This is a genomic window from Bdellovibrio bacteriovorus (assembly GCF_048286975.1).
Classification (GTDB): domain Bacteria; phylum Bdellovibrionota; class Bdellovibrionia; order Bdellovibrionales; family Bdellovibrionaceae; genus Bdellovibrio; species Bdellovibrio bacteriovorus_H.
Genome location: NZ_JBLVRT010000003.1, coordinates 313,391 through 333,147, shown reverse-complemented (window position 1 = coordinate 333,147; position 19,757 = coordinate 313,391). Strand labels below are relative to the sequence as shown.

Sequence of the window (19,757 nt, the reverse complement as noted above, 5' to 3'; positions counted from 1 at the left end):
GTTCCTCTGTGTGTTGAACCCCTAAAATTTAGGGGGGATACAGAGGGTTAATCAAGAAGTAATTTGGTTTAATTAGGGAACGGTCCCATGGAAACCGGGGCCAGGCGGAATGGTTTTCTGTTGGTTCCCAGCTCGCTGTTGGTGTCGATACCCGAGCAGTACCAGTTTGTGCCAATTTTACCGCAAATACCATAAGCGCCACGAACTTCCAGATCAGTCACAGTGCCGATGGCATTGAGAGTCGCCAAAGCCGTCGGAGAAAAATGGTATTCATTCGTCTGATAGTCATTCAAGCCGTGTTGGTCATAGCGATTAAAGCCCCAGCAATAGGCGGCGCCGTTGTTGATCGCGCAGTGGTTGGTGTAACCGCTGGTCAGACGAGTCACGTTCGTGAAGCTTCCTATATCAACAGGCGTCTTTTGGTTGGTGTTGGTTCCATTTCCAGTTATTTGCCCCCAACATTTGATGGACGTTGTTCCGATGCGGGCACAAGTTCCATAACTGGAAGCCTGTAATTCATCGACATTCGTCAGACCCGGCACCTGATGCAGGCTGATTCTGTCAGTGGTATCCCCCTGACCCAACTGACCGTGGGCGTTATACCCTGTACACCAGACGGTTTTGTCTGTCTTCAACACACAACCGTGATGGCGTCCCAGAGAGACGGACACGTTATTGGAGCCAGCGGCGGTGATCTCTACCGGCGCATAATAGAAATCTACAGCAAGATCCAAGTAAGGAATGATATCAACCTGACCCCAGCAATAAAGTTTGCCCGCCGCAACGGCGCAAACAGTGCTGCCAAAACTCATTGCCAAATCCGTAACCCCTGAAGAGAGCCCGGCGGGAATGTTGGGATTTCCCGAAGAGCTTGCGGCAGCGCGAATAAAGTTGCGACCCCAGCATTGAACACCGCCTGACACAATGGCACAAGTGCCGGAGCTGGAACTTGCAAGTTTGGTGGCTCCAGAGGTCAAATTTTTCACCTGGGTCGGAGCCTGATAAATACGATCTGTCAGCAGATTTCCGGTTTTGTTATAGTAGCTGTCACCCAGACATTTCACGGCCCCGCTGAAGATGCCGCAAGCATGTTCAGTGAAAATGGAAATGGTGCTGGCACCACTGAATTTAGGGCTGAGGACGTGGGCATTGGACTGCAGAGGCTGCTGGTCCCCGTGCTGACCGAATCCAGAGAATCCGGTGCAATAAACCTGGCCACTGCGCACGAAACAGGTGTGAGCGCCTGTAGAGCCCGCAACTGCTGTGACACCGCCAGAGCCTCCAACCACTGGGGTTAGAGGAATCACAGAGGTTCCTGTCGGCTGATTGATTCCGGCTTCACCAAAATAGTTTCTGCCTTTACAATGCAAATCACCGGCTAAAGCTGCGCAGAACTGGATACCAAAGTAAATATCTGTGGCTCCGGCAAGTTCCGCCATCAAAAGCGGCGAGGTGACATCCGCAGTGGTGTTGCTCAACAGCTGGTTGTCAGAATTATTACCCCAGCAATAGACCTGATTGGAATTGTTTTTCGCGCAGGTGCCATAGTAGCCCGTCCAAACATCAGTGACAGTTCCCAGGCCGTTGATCACCGTCGGTGTACCCACCAGAGTGGTGCTGCCAACACCCACTTCGCCGTTGGAGTTTTGCCCCCAGCAGTACAATGCTCCGGATTTGATGGCACAAGCATGGAACTGGCCACTTGAGATTTTTGTCACACCCGAATTCAAGCTTGGAATTGCTACGGGCGCTGTTGTCGGAGAAGCGGTTGCGGGATCTCCGAGAATACCACTTTCTTTGATACCCCAGCAATAAACGGCCCCGTTTTGAATGGCGCAAGAGTTACCCCAGCCAATACTTACGTGGGTGACGCCCGAACTCATTCCTGTCACAAGTGTCGGAGTCAAACGAGTGCTTATTGAGCTGGTTCCGGTAAAACCACCGCCCGGATAAGTACCGTGACTTCCTTGACCCCAACAGTAAAGCGCCCCGTTGTTTAACACAGCACAGACGTTGTTATATAGGGAGGCAATCCCTACGGCAGGGGCGGCTAACGGAACCAGCAGTGGTGAAGAACTCGGATAGTAGTTCCCTTGTCCCAGAGGCGCGGCCCCATTGTGGCCCCAACAATAGACGTTACCGTTGCTGGTCAGGGCGCAGGTGTGGTTGTCACCGGCAGCAACATCCACGGCATCCTTTCCGGCCGGGCTGTCATTGTCGTTGATAAAGATATCGGCATTGGAAATATAAGATGTACCACCGGTGATACCGGTGATTTTGATTGGAATGCGTTTGTAAAGTTCGTCAGCCGAGTTGTTGATTGTTGTCAGACTGCCAAACGTGACAGAGGTTGCCCCTGATGCAATAGAAGCTGTGCCCGAAGTGGTTGTCATCGTATAGTCCGTACCAGCCGTGGCACAGTCAGTGCCTGTGCAGGTATCACGGGTCCAGTTGATGGAAACAGAGCCTTTGTCTGTTGGGTGTGACAGTGTTGCCATCAGGCTTGTGGAAGCGCCCTCGACAACATAGACATCCTGAATCGTTACCAGCGGGGGAGCTTCGTCATCTGTGATTGTCACGGTGTGAACCGTATTCGTACCCAGTGAACCACCCACTGGCGAACTCAGGGTGATTTTGAAGGTTTCGCTATATTCTTCCGTGCTGTTATCCAATATCGGAATTGATATGTTCACGGAAGTGCTGCCTGCCGCAATTGTTGCCGTGCCGTTTGTGGCGGTATAGTCGGATCCCATCGTTGCCGAAGGTGCGGAACCATTGGAATAGGTATAGCTGACACTGACGGCGATATCGACGGCGGATGGGATGCTGACTGCCACTGTATGCGTCGGATCGTTGTATTCAGAAACGCTGGATGTCGTAGCGCTAAACTGAATAGCCGGAGAATTTTTAGTCCAGGTCACAGTGGTTGCAGCCGCATAGGTCTGCCAGTTTCCAGCGGTGTCTTTGCCGACCACGCACACCTTAATGCTTCCATTAGCCAGTGCGGAAATGTTGTCAGTGATATTTGTTGAGCTGGATACTTCAGAAGCCGAGTATCCCGCTGCCACAGTACAGTCCGTGGAACCGGCGACACCCAATTTATATTTGTAGGCGACAACATCACTGCCGTTGACATCAATATTCAGTGCATATTTTGCACTGGACCCGGTGGGTTGGCCGGACAGGGTTGCCGTCGGTGGAGTGTTATCGAATGTAATCGATGCTGAACTAGCCATTGCACTGACGTTGCCTGCGGCATCTTTCACCCAGGCATAAAGTGTTTTGGCTTCATTCACGGTGGTCACAGTAAACGTCGCAGGAAGTGAAGCGCCGGCCGTCCAAGTGCAGGACGCAACCGCCGTGTTGTTTTCCATAATACAATAAGTGGTCGGACTGCCACTGACGGCAGAAGTAATATTGAATGTCGTGCTGTTTGTTGGCGTCGTATTGGTCACAGTGAATGTGGTGATGCTTGGAGCGGTCGTATCGATCACGATGTTTTTATTCGTGCCCAATGAGCCCGCAGCCCCCGTCGCCGGCAAGGTCAGAGTCGCGTTGTTGGCAGCCGCATCACGAATGGTTGCAGAGGCTACGGTCAAAGACGTGGTCGCGGCATAGTTCAGGTCCGCCGCGGTGTCCGTGGCTTGAACTGTATAGTTAAAGACAAGTGTGTTCGTGCCGGTGCCAGAAGCGTAAGAAGCTGAACGGGCCGGGGTCGTATTCAGGGCAATCAGCGGAGTCCCGGTGACGTTCACATTTTCAGAGAACGTGATACGCACGTCAATAACATCACCCACTGTGTAAGCGCCATTGGCTTTATTGGAAGTGATGTTGGTAACGGTTGGAACAGTCGTATCAATAACAATCGCGCTGGAACAAGCCGAAGTGATCGAGTTCCCGGCCGTATCCAAAGAAATGACCTGATAAGTGTAAGTCGTGCCGTTCACGCCTGTGAAGTTCGACGTGGTCGCAGAACTGGTCGCAGAGTTTTCCGTGCCGGTGTAAGTGTCACAAGCAGCACCGGTGTAGAATCGGACTTTTTGTGATGCCAGATCCGGACTGGTGGACTTGGTCCACGAAGCCACAAGGCTTGTGGTGTTTGTCGGGGATGTTTGCTGCCAAGCCAGGGAAGCGGCATTCACTGGGGCTGTGATATCGTATGTCACCGTGGAATCAGTGGTGGTCGAAGCGTTGTTGGTATTGCCGGCCGGATCGCTGACTTTGCCAGCAGTAATTGACGGAATCAAAGTTCCGGCCGTGGTGACGGCAGTGGCTTGCAACGTCCAGGTGATATTGTCGGAAGTGGAAAGACTCCAAGTGATACCAGAAGCGGTCCCGCCTTGAGTGATGTCTGCCACCACAAAGGTGCTGGCATTGATGGCTTCCGTGAACACCACTGTGAATTCAATCGGCAGGGTGTTGGTCGGGTCTGTTTGACCGGCTTTTTGATTGATGGTCAAAGACGGCTTGGTCGTCTCGTAAGTGATTTGATTGTCCGTGCTGGTGCTGGCAGTGTTGTTATTGCCAGCCACATCCGTCACTTTATTGGCGGTGATGGATGGGATCAGGGTGCCAGCTCCAGTGATGGCCGTGGCCTTCAGGGACCAGGTGATATTGTCTGAAGTTGTCAGGCTCCAGGTGATGCCCGTGGCGGTTCCTGACTGAGTGATGTCGGCGGTAACGAAGTTTGCGATGGCTTCGCTGGCCACGATGGTGAATTCCACCGGGACGGCATTGGTCGGATCAGCCTGACCGGATTTTTGGTTGATGGTCAAAGTCGGGGCGACCAGATCCTGAGTCCAAGTTGCCGTGGTGGCAGAGGTCAGGGCTTGTTCGACACTGGCCGAGTTTTTGCCGATCACGCACACCTTGATATCAGTGTTACCCAAGCCACTGACTGAATCAGTGATATTGGTGGCAATCGCGATATCACCGGAATAATCAGTTGCAACGGCACAGTTGGTGGAAGCCGCCGGGCCCACCTTATAGCGATAGGTCTGAACGTCAGCACCAGCCACGTCAATATTCAGGGTCGTCTGATTGGTTTTTCCGGTAGGTTGACCCGTAATGGTGGCAATAACTGCGGAAGTGTTCACCGTGAACACAAAGTCATTATTGGTGGCTGCGGTGGAGTTCCCAACGGCATCGCGGGCAGAAATGCGCGCGGTGTATTGAGTGCCGTTTGAAAGGGTGCATCCAGTGAATGTGTGGGATGTTGTCGCCACGGTTTGTTGCGCACAAACAGAAGCGGAAGCATCACTGTTGCGGATTTCAACCAGATACTGGGTGCTGCCAGCCGCCGCCGCCCAGTGGACAGTTGCGGTGGAACCATTGGTCAGCCACTCATCCTGAGTCGAATCCGTACCGCCAGTCACACCCGCGATCACAAAGGCGTCCGGCGCCTGCGTGTCGATGACGATGTTTTTATTGGCAGCCAGTGAACCTGCAGCGCCCGGAGCTGGCAAAGTCAGAATCATGTCATTACCGAAGCTGTCTTTGATCGTGGCACCGGCCAAAGTCAAAGCATTGACGGATTCATAATCAAGATCAGAAGAGTTATCACCCGCTTGAACAGTGTATTGGAACACCAGGGTGTTGGTGCCAGTGCCACTGATATAGGTAGCAACGCGGTCCGTGGATCCGGTTTCAATCAATAGCTCAGGAGTACCGCCAGCCACAGTCACGTTTTCATTGAACTGGACTGAAACTGTTACAACCTGGGATGCTTTGTAAGAACCGTTCGCCAATGAAGAAGTCACAGAGACGACCGTCCCCGGTAGATCCAGCGTGTACTGAACCGTACCCGCAGCAGAAAGGGCGTTTCCGGCCAAATCCGTCAGCGTTGTTTTTGCCGTCAGGGTGCAGACTTCAGCATTGGCTGGCAATGTCGTCACCGTCAAATTCACAACAGCAGAAGTGGCGCTTGCCGCAGAAACACCCGCAATAGAAACATTGGCTCCGGCAGAGCAGGTGACACCCCAGTTGCTTTCAGTTTCAACCGCAGATTGCAACATGGCTTCGCTGAAGGTCACCGTCACTGAAGCTGGAAGGCTTGAACGAACGCTGGTCGCAGGATTGAAAGAAGCCAAGGAAGGCGCCGTGCGATCCATGGTCAGCGCTGTCGAACATCCGGAAACCGAGACGTTTCCGGATGTGTCGATCACCGTCAGATTATAAGTATAGGTTTCTCCATCGGTGCCGGCAAAATTGCGGGTGATCGCCGAAGTGGAAAGAGAAATCGCGGTGCCTTCCAAAAGCAGGCAGGATGCGTCTTTATAGAACTGAATTTTTTGTTCAGCGATGTCAGTGGAATCAGACAAAGTCCAGCTGGCCGCAGCCGGAGTCACCTTGGTAGGGGACGATTGAGTCCAGCTTAGTGTCGTCGGCAAGTTTGGAGCACTGGTATCATAAGTCACCTGATTGTCAGAGCTCGTTGAGATAACGTTTAAGTTTCCGGCTAGGTCCGAGAACTTGTCGGCGTTGATAACCGGTTGAATCACACCGTTGCTATCCAAGCCAGAGACGGTCAGTTCATAGTGAGTGCTGTCGATCTTAGTCAGGGTGTGGGTGTTAACCGGGGCCGAGCCTGCGAAGCTGACATCTGCATCACTCAAAGAGCTTTCAGCAATAGCTTCGCTCAATACCAAAGTGAATTTGACCGGAAGAGAGTTGGTAGGATCGGCTTGTCCCGTTTTTTGACTGATTACCACAGACGGGCGGATGGTGTCGAAGTTCCAGGAATAAGTCGTCGCCGCGGTAAACGGCTGCCAGAAGTTGTTGGAATCCTTACCCACCACACAGATTTTCAGATTCTGATTGGCCAAAGCAGCAAGGTCGTCGATGATCTTAGCGGCAACGGCAGTTTCAACAGAATAGCCGGTGGAAACTGAACAATCCGTCGAACCTTGAGTACCCACTTTGTAGCGATAATGAGTCACGTTGGTGCCAGAAACCGTGATGTCCAGATCCTCAACGTTGGTGGGATTTGCCGGACGGCCGCCAAGCACGGCAGCAACTTCCACACCCAAACCTGAAATGCCCAAAGAACCGTTATCAGCGATATCCGGATTGGTGTAATTCCAAGTCAGAGTTTGTGAGTGGGTGTTCACTTCTGTCGGGCTGTAGGTAATAACAACCGAACAAGAAGAGTGACCATTCAGAGTGGTGGAACAGGTTCCGCCGTTTCCTGGGAATGATCCGCCTTTAAAGGCAAATGGTGCCGACAAGGTGCCCAAAGTCAGGCCTTGAGCCGGAGCATCGCCGGTGTTCTGGAAGGTCACGGATCTTTCAATCACCGTGTCTTTCATCTGCGGGCCGAAATCCAAAGTCGCCGCGGCAGTCACTTTCGCACGGGTGGTTTTGTCTTTCACGACGAAGGAAATAACGTTGTTGTCGAGACCCGAGAAACGATCGCCCGTAAAACGAAGTTCGAAAGTTTCATCACTTTCAATCACCGCATCGCGGGTGGCTTTGATGATGAAGCTAACGGAAGTGATACCCGGTTGAACCAGCAAAGTGCCATTGGAAGCTTCAAAGTCGCCGTCCTCATCATTCAGAGTCCAGCCCAAGTCTTCAGGTTTCAACGTCACGCCCGGCACACTTGGAGTTTCAACGCCCAAAGTGATCTGATGACCAATGCCTTCTTCCAGAATCACAGTCTTTCCGGATTCCACAGTGATTTTTCGAAGGACCTGATTTTCGCTGAGCAGAGGAGACAACGAGGCATCCATGCAGCTGGTAAGTAAGAGCGCAAGGAAAGCAGTTGAGATGTATTTTAGGTACGTGCTGGCGTGAAACATCTTATGGTTCTTTTCGGCAGATTTGGCGGAATTGTTAAGTGATTTTTACCAGAAATAGTCCAGTCTTTTCTGAGGTTTAGTCCTAAAAGGAATATGAAACATTTCGCGCATTTTAGGGGGATGGTGATTTGCTTCGCCTGAAGCAGCAAAAAGCAAATGGAGGAAAAATGAGCCGGCTCATTCGATTTGCACTTTTGGCTTTTGCACTGGTGTTTTCATCTTCCAGTCATGCCGCAGGCACAGATCCGCTGCCGTCCTGGCAGGATGGAAATCTAAAGAAATCGATCATCGAATTTGTTTCAGAGGTTACAATGAAAGCGGGCTCGCGATTTGTGCCACCTGAAGACCGGATTGCCACCTTTGATAATGACGGCACCTTGTGGTCCGAAGTTCCGACGATTGAGGTGGAGTTCACAAAAAACCGGCTTCAGGAAGCTTTGAAAAAGAATCCCAATCTTAAGAAACAAGAGCCCTACCTAAGTCTGCTCAAAGGAACGCCGGTCACACAGCTGACACAAAAGCAGATTTTGGAAATCGTGGCGCTGACTCACACCGGAATGAGCGAAGAAGAGTTCTCCAGTGAAGTGCGCGAGTTCTTTAAAACCGCACTTCATCCCAAATTGCAGGTGCCATACACCCAGGCGGTGTATCAGCCGATGCTGGAGCTTTTGGCCTATCTTCGCGCCAATGATTTCACGTTGTTTATCAGTTCAGGCGGTGAAATCTCATTTATGCGGGAAGTGGCAACGACAATCTATGGGGTTCCTTCTCAAAACATCATTGGCTCTTATTTCGTGGATAAGCTTGAAGAAAAGAACGGCCGCTTGGTGGCAGTCAGAACTTCGGCTCTGGGGTTGCTCAACGACAAAGAAAATAAACCCATTGGTATTCTTAGACATATTGGCAAGCGTCCGATTTTCTCTGTTGGTAATGAGCGCAGTGGTGGCGATATCGCCCATCTTCGATTTTCCCGAGAGTCTGCTTTGCCTAATTTTCAGATCATGATCAATCATGATGACGAGGTTCGCGAGGCGGCCTACAGCGAAAAGGATAATGCCTCTTTGGCGGCAGCCAAGAAATTTGGATTCAAAGTTTTAAGTATTAAGAGTGACTGGAAGCAGGTCTTTCCGTCACAGAAATCAATTGCGAAGGATTTTTAGCTGAATCATTAACACATGGAAAAGGAGTTCCATTATGGTTAAATCCGGAGAATCTCAAAAGACTCAAAGAAAAGAGAGTGGTGACGGGGCGGGCAAGAAGCCCAACATTCTCGTCATTATGGGTGATGACATCGGTATCTCGAATCTCAGCTGCTACAGTCGTGGGATGATGGGGTATCATACCCCCAATATTGATCGTATCGCCAATGAAGGTATGATGTTCACCGATTCCTATGGCGAACAAAGTTGCACGGCGGGGCGAGCGGCCTTTATGACGGGACAAAGTGTGTTCCGCACGGGGCTTTCCAAGGTGGGAATGCCAGGTGCCGACGTGGGGATCAAAAAGGAGGATCCGACGATAGCAGCTCTATTGAAACCACATGGTTATGCTACCGGTCAGTTTGGCAAAAATCATTTTGGTGATCGCAATGAATATCTGCCAACTGTGCACGGCTTTGATGAATTCTATGGAAATCTTTATCACTTGAACGCAGAGGAAGAGCCTGAGGACGTGGACTATCCTAAATCGGATGCATTCCGAGACCGTTTTTTGCCTCGGGGCATTCTACGCTGCAAGGCCACGGACAAGGATGATCCGACGGTGCATGAACGCTGGGGGCGCGTTGGAAAACAAATCATCGAAGACACGGGGCCTTTGACAAAAAAGCGAATGGAAACTTGTGATGATGAGTTCGTGGATGCCGCCAAAGAATTTATTAATCGTCAAAACTCTGAGGGAAAACCCTGGTTTGTGTGGCTCAACACGACTCACATGCACTTCCGCACTCATGTTAAACCTGAAAGTCGTGGGCAGGCCGGGCCGGGGCAGTCCGAGTATCACGACACGATGATAGATCATGACAAAAATGTCGGGCAGATGCTGGATCTTTTGGATGATCTGGATATTGCGGACGATACAATTGTTTTATACACCACTGACAATGGTCCTCACATGAACACCTGGCCGGATGGGGCGATGACTCCGTTCCGCAGCGAGAAGAATACCAACTGGGAAGGGGCTTTCCGTATTCCACTGCTGCTGCGTTGGCCGGGGCGGGTGAAAGAAGGAACGGTTTCAAATGAGATTGTCCAGCATCATGACTGGTTGCCAACCTTCCTGGCTGCGGCCGGAGAACCTGATATCGTCAACAAACTGTTGCGCGGACACCAAGCCGGAGAAAACAAGTACCGTGTTCATGTCGACGGATACAACCTGGTTCCTTATCTGACAGGTGAAGTGAAAGAGAGTCCACGCAAAGGCTTTATATATTTCAGTGATGACGGTGACTTGGTAGCACTTCGATATATGAATTGGAAAATGGTGTTCATGGAACAGCGAAAGGCCGGGACTCTGGGTGTTTGGGCTGAGCCATTTACAGCCCTGCGTGTACCGAAGCTCTTCAACCTGCGTATGGATCCGTACGAACGGGCCGATGTGACTTCGAACACCTATTGGGACTGGTATCTTAGTAAAGCCTATATTCTTCTCGCCGCTCAGGCTTTGGTGGGTAAGTTTCTGGAAAGTTTCTCGGAGTTTCCTCCGCGTCAAAAGGCAGCCAGTTTCACCATTGATCAGGTCATGGAGAAAATGAGCAATGCCGCAGGCTATGCTCACCAGGACTCCGCCGGGAAAAATATCAAAGAGTCCCCGGAATCCCATCGTGAAGACGGGAAGGGCATGCCGCCAGTGAAAGGCAGACAGGATGAAAGTGAACAACGCAGAAGTACTCATTAGACCTGAACAGGAAAAGGGGCCATCGGCCCCTTTTCCTAATATGGTTTGGATTCCTGGTGGGACCTTTACGATGGGCTCCAACCATCACTATGCAGAGGAAGCGCCGGCTCATAAAGTGAAAGTCGATGGTTTCTGGATGGATCTTCACCCAGTGACCAATCGCGATTTTTCAGTCTTTGTCGAGGCCACGGGTTATCAGACTCTTTGTGAAAGGGTGCCTGATTTAAGCTTGTATCCCGGCGCGCCTGAGTCCATGAAAGATCCGGCGTCAGTGGTTTTCGTAAAGCCCGCAGCGCCTGTGGATCTGCGCAATCCCTATTTGTGGTGGCAATTCATTCCCGGCGCCAACTGGCGTTCCCCGCAAGGTCCCGGCAGTACCATTGAAGGCCGTATGGATCATCCGGTGGTGCATGTGTCATGGGAAGATGTTCAGGCCTATGCTAAATGGATCGGCAAAAAACTTCCGACCGAAGCCGAATGGGAATTTGCCGCACGTGGCGGACACGAGGGGCGAGAGTTCGCCTGGGGTGAAGAGCTTGAGCCCGATGGCCGTCATCACGCCAACATCTGGCAAGGGCAGTTTCCCTGGCAGAATCTCAGCGCGGATGGTTTTGAAGGTACGTCGCCGGTTACAAGCTTTCCTCCGAACGACTATGGACTGTTTGATATGATCGGCAATGTCTGGGAATGGACGGTGGATTGGTACAGTCCTCGGCATCCTGATGAAAAACCGAAAGCCTGTTGTATTCCAAAAAATCCGCGAGGCGGGGCTGAAACAGACAGCTTTGATCCTCGTCAGGCTTTAAAGATTCCCCGCAAGGTGATGAAGGGGGGATCTCACTTGTGCGCTCCTAATTACTGCAAACGTTATCGTCCTTCGGCGCGCATGGCACAACCCGTGGACACATCGACATCACACCTGGGTGTTCGCTGTGTTGTTCGAGGTGAACGAAGTTAAAGGGGACTTTCATGGAAGAAGCCGTCCGGCAGTGGACTGAAGTCATTTCGATTTGTCTTGAGTTCTTTGCAGCTCTCTTGATCGCCATCGGCGCCATTGAAGGGCTTGTCAGACTGGCGAAGTTTTCCATTTTTGGACAACGGGGGTTGGGCGTCAGAAAAGACATCTGGCTGGGCTTTGCAAGGTGGATTGTCCTGGGGCTTGAATTCATGCTGGCCGCAGACATCGTATCCACGATTGTTTCTCCGTCCTGGGACGCCATCGGCATGCTGGCCGCAATTGCGTTGATCCGAACTTTCTTAAGTTATTTCCTGGAAAGAGATCTGGAAGTCGCTTCCCGAAAGGAGCTGAACAATGGAACCTGAACGCACGTCAAACGAGATGGCGCAGGAAAGAACCAATTTGTCTGAGCATAGAACGGACCTGTCAGAACACAGAACCGAGCTTTCCGAAAGTCGCAGTGATTTGTCGGCAGTGCGCAGTCATCTGGCGAACGAGCGCACGCATTTGGCGTACATGCGAACCGGGATTTCACTGGTCAGTTTGGGCATCACGATGAACCGCTTCAGCTGGTTCTTGTTGGAAAATAAAGAGATTTCCCGTTACGGGGGCCGTCCATTTTTGCATGATGCCAAAAACACCGGGCTGGGGATGGTGATTCTGGGCTGTGCCATGCTGATATGGTCTTTATATCGGTATTCGCAAACCGCGAAGCAGATTGAATCGCATCACTATTTGCCTGCGCATCGATCCGTGCGGATTTTTACGCTGTCATTGATTTTTATTGGGATCGTCTCAGTTTTATGGATGATCATGGGGTGAGGTGACTATGGAAGGTACATACGCATTGGGGCCGAGCCAGCTGTTTACTGTTTTCTTTATCATGCTGGGGCCCTTTCAAATGATTCAGCCCTTTGCCAAGGCGACGAAAGATATGTCCCAGTCGCAGGTGAATTCTTTGGCGGTGAAATCCACGTTGGTGGTGATTCCTATTTTGATAGTGTTGGGTCTTTTTGGGCGCGTTCTGATGGAAAACTGGCAGATTCCGCGCGCGGTGCTGGAGCTGACGGCGGGCTTGATCTTTGCCGTCGTGGCGTTTTCTATTTTGTTAAAGGGGAGCCAGAAGACCGAGGAAAAGTCAGATGAACCCGCAGACAGGGAGCCTATCAGTGCCTTGGGTGTGGCGATGAAAATGGTGGTCAGTGCGCATGGCCTGGCCACGCTGATAGTTCTGCTGGCAGTAAGCCAGGACAATGCGCGAACCCTTCTTATTTTTGGGGTCCTGATTGGAGTGATGATTCTGAATATGCTGGCGATGATTTATAAAAGGATCTTTCTGGGAAAAGTCGGAGTCGTCGCCATGCAGGTGTTTGGCGTGGTGCTGGGGGTGATGCAGGCCGGGCTGGCTTTGGCGATCATTCACCTAAGTCTGATGGAGTTGCATAAAGATATCTTCAGCTAAATCAACTGGGTCAAGATTCAGAACGAGCTGGATTTGATAGTCTGAATGATTTTTTTGCTGACGGTGTTGTTGTGCTTTTCGGGGCGGTAAACCAGACAGATTTCGTCCTTGAAGACAGGGGCCTCTTTTAGTTTTTCAAGCTGCTTGTATTGCGCGGCGACTCTTGTCGGCAAAAGACCATATCCAAAACCCAAGGAGGTCAGTTTCGCCACCACTTCAAGGTTTCCTGAACTTAGCACACCGCTGAAGCTGGTTCTTTTGCTGATTTTTTTTAGAATGTACTGGGACTGGGCCAGGTTCTGATCATAAATCAATTTATCCTGTGCGTTTTTCGTGTGGAAGATGGTGACCTCATCCGTGCACAGTTTGTGAATAACAAGGTCCGGGTGTTTGATGGGATTTACGACAATACCAAAATCAGCCTCCCAGCTGATGACCTTTTCAGTCATTTCTCGGGAAAGACCATGGATAAAATTGAAATCAAGGCCCGCAAAGTCTGATTGAAGAATCGGCATGAATGCCCCCAGAGTATAGAGGGCGACCGAGGGGTGAACCGCGATGGTATAACTTCCCTGAACAAGGCCGGACTCGGGATTTGCCAGATTCTGGGCTTGTTCCCATTCATAAAGCAGGCGGCGAGAGCGTTGTTTGAACTCTTCCCCCAGCTTGGTCAGTTGAATGCCGTTTTTAAGTCGGATCAGCAGATTTCCGCCCAGTTCATTTTCCAGTCTTTTAATGGAATAGCTCAGCGCCGGCTGGGATATGCCAATGATTTCCGAAGCCCTGGTGACATTCAGGGTCTCGCACACGGTCACAAAGTATTTTATGTCATCCATCATTAAAGACATAAATAGTTTTTATCACAATGAACTAAACAGGTCATTTTATTTATTTCTAGAAACTCGCTAGTTTCCGCCTTAGGAGGAAACGGAGTTTATGAAGCCTGCAGCCCTTGAACTAATTTCAATACAGAGTCATTCCCAACAGAGTTTTGATCTAAAAAGGTCCCCGGATGTCGATCCGGCTACTGAAACGGCCCGAAGAATGCTGGCTGAGGTCATGAACTATCGCCGTATTCCAAGTGCCAGTGACCAGTGCGGCAATGCAGAATGCCAGTCCTGTGCTTCCATTCATTTACCAAAATTCATTTCTGCAATTCGCCGCAATGAACCTGTCACTTTTGTGCTTCCGGCTTTTCCCGGTAAATCGCCGAATCCGGAAAAGGTTCTGGGGGCTTTCCCAGACTATGCAGAACAGCTGGCGCTGGAATTCCTGGGCCGTCTTGGTCAGAGGATTAAAAAATACTATCCTCCGGGGATCAAAATCATCCTGTGTTCTGACGGAAGGGTTTTCAGTGACCTCGTGGGCATGAAAGAAAGCAATGTGACGGCTTACCAGTCTGAGCTGTCGGTGCTTAAAGATAAACTCTCCCTTTCAGATATCGAGACCTTCAATCTGGATGATTTTTATGGAGAGCTCAGCTTCAACCAAATGCGTGATGAGCTGATGAAGCGCTATGGAAGTTCTCTGGACTTCTTAAAGCATAAGATTCGCAATGGTGCCGGGGACCAGGCAACTGCTGACGAACAAGATGCCCATCGCATGTATTGTGGGATCACGCGCTTTCTGTTCGAGGACTCTTTGCACCCAGGGCAGACCAAAAGCCGTTCTGCGATTCAAAAAGAATCCCGTTTGAAATCCTATGAAGTCATTCGCCGAAGCAACGCCTGGAGCGAACTGATTGCCGAGCGCTTTCCCGAAGCCGTCCGGCTGTCCATTCATCCGCAGACCTGCGGGGCTGCGAAACTGGGAATCCGCCTGGTCGGCGACGAAAGCTGGATGACGCCATGGCATGGGGTGGCTGTTGAAACCAAGAACGGCCACGTTCTGCTTAAACGTTCCGAAGCCGAAGCATTGGGGGCTGAGTTGGTTTATTCATCTGACGGCCGCCCCAGCCACTATAAAATGGGAGGTGTCCTGTGAATTTTAAAGCGACTCATTTGAAGCCCTTTGGTGTGATTGTTGAGCCTGTGGTTCAGGGTATGAATGTGAAAGAGCTGGATTTAAAATCCTTGCACCAGTTCTTCTTGCAGGAACAAATCGTGGTGCTCAGAGGTTTCTCTACCTTCAGGGACTCTGAAGATTTTGCCAAGTATTGTGAGCTGTGGGGCGAAATCAGTATCTGGCCTTTCGGAAAAGTGCTGGAGCTGATCGAACAGGACAATCCTCAGGATCATATCTTTGATCACCGTTACGTTCCGATGCATTGGGATGGAATGTATCGCCCTCAGGTTCCTGAGTATCAGATCTTTCATTGCGTGAAAGCGCCACTGCCGGGCCATGGTGGGCGAACCACTTTTTCAAACACCGTGTTGGCCCTAAAGAATGCGGCGCCCGAGTTGAAGGAACTTTGGGGCAAAGTGACGGGCATCTATCAAAGAAAGATGGAGTTCTACAACAGTAAAACAGTGTCACCGATTATCACGAAGCACCCACGAAGGGATTTCTCTGTGATTCGGTACAATGAACCTCCCTGCGAAGGCAAAGACTTCGTGAATCCTCCGGATCTGGAGTTCGCGGGTGTCCCGGGCGAAAAAGTGAAGGAATTCCATCAGGGGTTGCAAGACGCCCTTTATTCGCCCGCAAACTTCTATGCGCATGAATGGCAGGACGGGGATGTGGTGATTACGGATAATTTCTCTCTTCTGCACGGACGGGAGGGTTTTACGTCGAAGTCTCCACGTCATCTGCAGCGTGTGCAGGTGCAAAGCAGTCCGCCATTTAATAACCCTGGTCTGGAGTCTTACAAATGACCCCTCAAGTGGTTGATCTGGTTATTGTCGGGGCGGGTCCGGTGGGGCTGATGTGTGCTTATCTTGCAGATCTTTGCGGGATGAGTACCGTGATTGTCGATAAATCCGACGGGCCATTGCAGGTCGGTCGTGCCGATGCCCTGAACGCCAGAACTTTGCAGCTGCTGGAAGTGGGTAAGCTCTTTGATGCGCTTTATCCGTTGGGAAAGCCCTGCAACACCAGTTCGGTGTGGGCGGACGGAAAGTTTCTTTCGCGCCAGTCTTCGTGGTGGGACGAGCTTGAAGGCTGTCTGCACAAGCACTTTCTGATGCTGGGGCAGTCTTATGTGGAACAGCTCTTGGATGGGCGTCTGGCCGAACAAGGGGTGGCGGTCCGCCGGTCCACGGCGATATCGAATGTTGAAATTGTCAAAGACGGGTGTCTGACTACTTTGGCGGGCGGTGAAACTATTCAATCCCGCTATGTTATTGGTGCTGATGGTTCACGTTCCTTTGTTCGCGAAAAGATGAAGGTGCCTTTTGAAATCGTCAGGCCGCAGATCATCTGGGCCGTTATTGATGGGGTTGTTGAAACGGACTTTCCGAAAGTGCCTGAAATCATCGTTTTTCAGGCTGAAACTTCGGACGTGGCCTGGATTCCTCGGGAAGGAAATATTGAGCGCTTTTACGTCCGTATGGATGTCAGTGATTTCACCTTGGAAGAAGCTGTGGCGAAAATCAATCGCGCTATCAAGCCCCATGTTTTGGGATTTAAAAAGATCGTGTGGTTTTCCCAGTTTTCGGTGAAAGAGTCTGTGGCCGAAAAGTTTTACGTGCAGGATCGCGTGTTTCTGGCCGGCGATGCGTGCCACATCCATTCGGTGAACGGGGGGCAGGGGCTGAACACGGGCCTGGCGGATGCGTTCAATCTTATCTGGAAGCTGAATATGACTTTGAATCACGGGGGGGCTCGCGCCCTTTTGCAGAGCTATGAATCGGAACGGAAGCCCGTAGCTTTAAGTGTCATTGAGTCTTCGGGAGAACTTGTTCGTTCAACCAAATATTCTGTGAATGGGACGCATGCCGAGGATTACGTTCGGATCGTGCAGAAGCGTGCGGGGAATATCACGGGTATGGGGATTCGCTATGCGGGCGAGGGGCTTGTCGGCACTCGGTTGTTTGATTCTGAAGTGAGCTTCGGTACGGGGAAGGTTCGGCTTTATTCTTTGCTGGATTATACGAAGTATACGTTGTTTGTGTTTGGGGATGTAGAGTTGGATCTTCAGTTGCCGGAGTACGTTCAGCTTGTTGTGGTTCGTGCTTCTGATTCTGTCTATGCGGGGCAGGCGGTGTTGGTGAGACCGGATGCTTATATTGAATCCGTGGTCTCACTTGAGCGGGTTGAAGAGCTTGTGGAATTGGCTTTTGGTTTAGAGGTCGATTTCCAGTTCGTAGATGCCTCTTGCTGCGAGGACTTGTTGGGTGGAGTTTAGTTTTCTGACTTCGGTCAGTTCCCAGGAATAGTAGCCGGGTTCCCATTTGCTTGCGCAGGCGGCGGGGATGTCTTTTTCTTCAAAGGGTCGGACGGATTTTATTTTAACTATTGCTACCGGAATGCCGATGTCGGTTTCGCCTTCTTTGAAGAGGAAGTTTTTGTTTTCTACGATGAGGAGATCACCGGTGAGGTCGGCGGGTGGAAGCCAGCGGCGGACTTCGATGGTTTTTTCGCCGTTGGCGATGCGGGTGCCGTTGGGGTGGACTATGGAGAGGGTTTTGTGGGTCATTGTTTTGCTCCGGTTTTGTCTGGCTTGTTTCGCGCTTCGCTTGAAACTCGCTTGGGTTCTCGGTTTCGCGGGGATGAGGCTCGTCGCGTCCGGCTCCTCGGGGCTTCGCCCTGCCTACGGCACCTTCGGGGTAGCATCCTGCTACGCCGGTGACCAAAATAGCAGGATGCTATTTTGGCGCGCAAGCCCCGAAGGGGTTGAGGGCAGGAGCCCGAAACAACCCCTGTGCCGGCGCACCTAGCTTCGCTGGTGCTTTGAGATTTTCTTTTTGCGCCGGCGCTCTAAGTTCAAAGCCCCTTGGGAAAACCAAGCTGTGGGTAAAAATAAAAAACCCGAATCTTTCGATTCGGGTTTTTTATTTTTAGTACAAAAATTGGCGTTCCCAAGGGGATTTGAACCCCTGTATCCTCCGTGAAAGGGAGGTGTCCTAGGCCCCTAGACGATGGGAACGTTTAGAGAAAACAAACGAACTAAAAATGGTGGCTCGCGATGGATTCGAACCATCGACCCCTTCATTAAAAGTGAAGTGCTCTACCAGCTGAGCTAGCGAACCACTGTCCGTTTGAGGAAGTGCTAATTTGTAGTAAGAGGGGTCCAAAGTCAATACACTTTCTTGCAGTTTTTTAAAAATTTTTGCGATTTTTTGATAAAAAAAAGGCCTTTGCTCAAGCTCTGAGCAAAGGCCCCCTAAAAACTGCTAACTCTGCTTAATTGTTGAACAAAGGCTTGACCCACAGTGTCTGTTCTCGGCCCGGTCCGACGGAAATTACGTCAATTGGAGTGCCCAATTGCGAGCCCAAGTAGTCAATGTAGTTCGTTGTTGGGCGTGGAAGATCCGAGAGAGTTTTTACTTTCGTCAAATCTTGTGTCCAACCAGGGATCCATTCGATCACGGGTTCCACTTTTTCCAGCTCATACGGTGAAGTCGGCAGATCAGTGATGATTTCGCCGTTCAGTTTGTACGCTGTGCACACGCCGATACGATCATGCCCAGTCAGCACGTCCAATTTCATCATCGCCAGATTTGTAATACCATTCACGCGGATCGCATATTTCAACGCTACCAGATCCAACCAGCCACAACGACGGCTTCTGCCGGTGGTGGAGCCGAACTCGTGACCGTCGGCTTGAATCTTTTTGCCGATTTCATCGTTCAGTTCAGTCGGGAATGGACCGCTGCCCACGCGAGTGGTGTAGGCTTTGAACACGCCGATGACTTTTTGAACGCTGGCAGGGCCGATACCGGCACTGGCGCAGGCGTTCGAAGCCAGAGTGGAAGAGCTCGTCACAAATGGATATGTGCCGTGCAGGATGTCCAGCATCGTGCCTTGCGCGCCTTCGAACAGAACTCTTTTTCCGGATTTCAGACTTTTACTGATAAACAGCGAGGTGTCTTTTGTGCGGTACGGAGCCAGCTCTTCAGCCACGGCCAGAAGATCCTTGATCAGATCATCGGCTTTGAACGTGGAGCCCTTGTAGTAGTTCTCCAGCATGAAGTTCTTTTCAGTCAGTGCCAGTTCCAGTTTCTTTTTCAGATTGTCTTTGTCGAAAAGATCACCGAACAAAATTGCGCGGCGGGAAGCGCGGTCTTCATAAGCCGGGCCGATGCCTTTGCCAGTGGTGCCGATCTTGCCGTCGCTCAGTGCGGCTTCACGAGCAGCGTCCAGAGCTTTATGATATGGCAAAATCAAAGTGGCCGTATCCGAGATCAAAAGTTGTTTTGGGTTTTGTAAAAAGCCTGTGTCTTTCAGCTTTTTGATTTCATCGCGGATTGAGAAAACATCGATCACGACGCCGGAGGCGATCACACATGTTGTTTCCGGGCGCAGGATGCCGCTGGGAACAAGATGCAGAACGGTCTTTTGCCCGTTCACTACCAGGGTGTGGCCAGCATTGGCTCCGCCCTGATATCTCACAACCATGTCCGCTTTTTCAGCGAACACATCGATCAGTTTACCTTTACCTTCATCGCCCCATTGAGCACCGACAACAACAACGCCTGACATAATACGTACCTCTTAAAACAGACCCTAGAACTGTCTCTCAAAGAGGGGATATCAGGCAAGT

General features: G+C 51.0%; 13 protein-coding genes and 2 tRNA genes. 9 read left to right on the top strand and 6 right to left on the bottom strand.

Annotated features, from left to right (window positions below):
* Positions 1-68: 68 nt before the first annotated feature.
* Positions 69-7,730, bottom strand: coding sequence for a Calx-beta domain-containing protein (locus ACNQKP_RS12265; RefSeq protein ID WP_417864968.1), 7,662 nt, complete (start codon positions 7,728-7,730; stop codon positions 69-71).
* A gap of 236 nt (positions 7,731-7,966) precedes the next feature.
* On the opposite strand from ACNQKP_RS12265, the gene ACNQKP_RS12260 reads away from it, so the two are divergent.
* From ACNQKP_RS12260 to ACNQKP_RS12235, 6 genes are read left to right on the top strand one after another with little or no spacing between them, the layout of a single operon-like run.
* On the top strand, positions 7,967-8,959 hold the full coding sequence (locus ACNQKP_RS12260) for an HAD family hydrolase (protein WP_417864967.1): 993 nt from the start codon (positions 7,967-7,969) through the stop codon (positions 8,957-8,959).
* Between the two features lie 34 nt (positions 8,960-8,993).
* Entirely contained in the window at positions 8,994-10,694 is a 1,701-nt protein-coding gene (locus ACNQKP_RS12255; RefSeq protein WP_417864966.1) for an arylsulfatase, read from the top strand.
* Between the two features lie 40 nt (positions 10,695-10,734).
* Positions 10,735-11,652 carry a formylglycine-generating enzyme family protein gene (locus tag ACNQKP_RS12250; protein WP_417864965.1) on the top strand — a complete coding sequence of 306 codons (918 nt, stop codon included), beginning with the start codon at positions 10,735-10,737 and terminating at the stop codon, positions 11,650-11,652.
* Positions 11,653-11,663: 11 nt separating this feature from the next.
* The gene (locus ACNQKP_RS12245) at positions 11,664-12,017 is read left to right on the top strand and encodes a DUF1622 domain-containing protein (RefSeq protein ID WP_038448808.1); all 354 of its coding nucleotides are present in this window, start codon (positions 11,664-11,666) and stop codon (positions 12,015-12,017) included.
* Positions 12,007-12,474, top strand: coding sequence for a YidH family protein (locus ACNQKP_RS12240; RefSeq protein WP_417864964.1), 468 nt, complete (start codon positions 12,007-12,009; stop codon positions 12,472-12,474). Before ACNQKP_RS12245 ends, ACNQKP_RS12240 begins: the two co-directional genes overlap by 11 nt.
* Positions 12,475-12,481: 7 nt before the next feature.
* Positions 12,482-13,114 (top strand): MarC family protein, encoded by a 633-nt coding sequence (locus ACNQKP_RS12235; RefSeq protein ID WP_417864963.1) that lies wholly within the window; start codon positions 12,482-12,484, stop codon positions 13,112-13,114.
* Positions 13,115-13,131: 17 nt separating this feature from the next.
* On the opposite strand, the gene ACNQKP_RS12230 is transcribed toward ACNQKP_RS12235, so the two are convergent.
* Positions 13,132-13,962 carry a LysR family transcriptional regulator gene (locus ACNQKP_RS12230; protein ID WP_417864962.1) on the bottom strand — a complete coding sequence of 277 codons (831 nt, stop codon included), beginning with the start codon at positions 13,960-13,962 and terminating at the stop codon, positions 13,132-13,134.
* Between the two features lie 88 nt (positions 13,963-14,050).
* Here ACNQKP_RS12230 and ACNQKP_RS12225 point away from each other — a divergent pair, with 88 nt between their 5' ends.
* Genes ACNQKP_RS12225 through ACNQKP_RS12215 form a run of 3 tightly spaced genes read left to right on the top strand, consistent with a single transcriptional unit; the run spans position 14,051 to position 17,399 of the window.
* The gene (locus ACNQKP_RS12225; RefSeq protein ID WP_417864961.1) at positions 14,051-15,097 is read left to right on the top strand and encodes an L-tyrosine/L-tryptophan isonitrile synthase family protein; all 1,047 of its coding nucleotides are present in this window, start codon (positions 14,051-14,053) and stop codon (positions 15,095-15,097) included.
* Positions 15,094-15,927 carry a TauD/TfdA dioxygenase family protein gene (locus ACNQKP_RS12220; protein WP_417864960.1) on the top strand — a complete coding sequence of 278 codons (834 nt, stop codon included), beginning with the start codon at positions 15,094-15,096 and terminating at the stop codon, positions 15,925-15,927. Before ACNQKP_RS12225 ends, ACNQKP_RS12220 begins: the two co-directional genes overlap by 4 nt.
* The gene (locus ACNQKP_RS12215) at positions 15,924-17,399 is read left to right on the top strand and encodes an FAD-binding protein (RefSeq protein WP_417864959.1); all 1,476 of its coding nucleotides are present in this window, start codon (positions 15,924-15,926) and stop codon (positions 17,397-17,399) included. Before ACNQKP_RS12220 ends, ACNQKP_RS12215 begins: the two co-directional genes overlap by 4 nt.
* Here the strand turns inward: ACNQKP_RS12215 and ACNQKP_RS12210 are convergent.
* The 4 genes from ACNQKP_RS12210 to ACNQKP_RS12195 all read right to left on the bottom strand — a co-directional run bounded on the left by ACNQKP_RS12210 (position 17,337) and on the right by ACNQKP_RS12195 (position 19,696).
* The gene (locus ACNQKP_RS12210) at positions 17,337-17,690 is read right to left on the bottom strand and encodes an ASCH domain-containing protein (RefSeq protein ID WP_038448819.1); all 354 of its coding nucleotides are present in this window, start codon (positions 17,688-17,690) and stop codon (positions 17,337-17,339) included. The genes ACNQKP_RS12215 and ACNQKP_RS12210 overlap by 63 nt on opposite strands.
* A gap of 374 nt (positions 17,691-18,064) precedes the next feature.
* A tRNA-Glu gene (locus ACNQKP_RS12205) sits at positions 18,065-18,140 on the bottom strand.
* A gap of 27 nt (positions 18,141-18,167) precedes the next feature.
* A tRNA-Lys gene (locus tag ACNQKP_RS12200) sits at positions 18,168-18,243 on the bottom strand.
* A 154-nt stretch (positions 18,244-18,397) separates the two neighbouring features.
* Positions 18,398-19,696 carry an adenylosuccinate synthase gene (locus ACNQKP_RS12195; protein ID WP_011163948.1) on the bottom strand — a complete coding sequence of 433 codons (1,299 nt, stop codon included), beginning with the start codon at positions 19,694-19,696 and terminating at the stop codon, positions 18,398-18,400.
* Positions 19,697-19,757 lie beyond the last annotated feature (61 nt).

Coding starts and splice junctions, on each gene's coding strand:
- ACNQKP_RS12265 (WP_417864968.1), bottom strand. CDS start 7,730: ATGGATGCCTCGTTGTCTCCTCTGCTCAGCGAAAATCAGGTCCTTCGA.
- ACNQKP_RS12260 (WP_417864967.1), top strand. CDS start 7,967: ATGAGCCGGCTCATTCGATTTGCACTTTTGGCTTTTGCACTGGTGTTT.
- ACNQKP_RS12255 (WP_417864966.1), top strand. CDS start 8,994: ATGGTTAAATCCGGAGAATCTCAAAAGACTCAAAGAAAAGAGAGTGGT.
- ACNQKP_RS12250 (WP_417864965.1), top strand. CDS start 10,735: ATGGTTTGGATTCCTGGTGGGACCTTTACGATGGGCTCCAACCATCAC.
- ACNQKP_RS12245 (WP_038448808.1), top strand. CDS start 11,664: ATGGAAGAAGCCGTCCGGCAGTGGACTGAAGTCATTTCGATTTGTCTT.
- ACNQKP_RS12240 (WP_417864964.1), top strand. CDS start 12,007: ATGGAACCTGAACGCACGTCAAACGAGATGGCGCAGGAAAGAACCAAT.
- ACNQKP_RS12235 (WP_417864963.1), top strand. CDS start 12,482: ATGGAAGGTACATACGCATTGGGGCCGAGCCAGCTGTTTACTGTTTTC.
- ACNQKP_RS12230 (WP_417864962.1), bottom strand. CDS start 13,962: ATGTCTTTAATGATGGATGACATAAAATACTTTGTGACCGTGTGCGAG.
- ACNQKP_RS12225 (WP_417864961.1), top strand. CDS start 14,051: ATGAAGCCTGCAGCCCTTGAACTAATTTCAATACAGAGTCATTCCCAA.
- ACNQKP_RS12215 (WP_417864959.1), top strand. CDS start 15,924: ATGACCCCTCAAGTGGTTGATCTGGTTATTGTCGGGGCGGGTCCGGTG.
- ACNQKP_RS12210 (WP_038448819.1), bottom strand. CDS start 17,690: ATGACCCACAAAACCCTCTCCATAGTCCACCCCAACGGCACCCGCATC.
- ACNQKP_RS12195 (WP_011163948.1), bottom strand. CDS start 19,696: ATGTCAGGCGTTGTTGTTGTCGGTGCTCAATGGGGCGATGAAGGTAAA.